This window comes from Pantoea sp. EKM21T (assembly GCF_011800405.1).
Taxonomy (GTDB): domain Bacteria; phylum Pseudomonadota; class Gammaproteobacteria; order Enterobacterales; family Enterobacteriaceae; genus Pantoea; species Pantoea agglomerans.
This window is the reverse complement of record NZ_JAALFV010000024.1, coordinates 1-468: the sequence shown is the minus strand read 5'-3', so window position 1 is coordinate 468 and position 468 is coordinate 1. Positions and strand designations below refer to the sequence as shown.

General features: G+C 64.7%; 1 protein-coding gene. It reads left to right on the top strand.

Translation table 11 applies throughout. From position 1 onward, the window contains the following. On the top strand, window positions 1–468 hold a 468-nt coding region (locus HFD87_RS22765), incomplete at both ends, for a phage late control D family protein (protein ID WP_243207496.1).

Sequence of the window (468 nt, the reverse complement as noted above, 5' to 3'; positions counted from 1 at the left end):
GGAGAGCAGCCTGGACTTTATCAGCCGCCTGATGGAGCTGGAGGGGATTTACTACTTCTTCCGCCACGAGGCGGACAAACACACGCTGGTGCTGTGCGACGCGCCGGACCAGCATCAGGCGTTTCCGGGCTATGAGACCATTGCCTATCACGTCACCCTGTCGGGCGGCGTGGTCACTGAAGAGGGCATCAGCCAGTGGTCGCTGGCGGAAAGCGTGACGCCGGGCATCTACAGCACCGACGACTACGACTTCCGCAAGCCGAACGCCTGGATGCTGCAGGCGCGGCAGAATCCGGCGTCGCCGGTGCCGGGCTCGGTGGACGTTTACGACTGGCCGGGCCATTTTGTCGACCACAGCCACGGTGAGTCCTACGCGCGCATCCGTCAGGAAGTGTGGCAGGCCGAGCACCACAGCGTCAGCGGGTCGGGCACGGCCACCGGCATCGCGCCGGGCTTTACCTTCTCGAT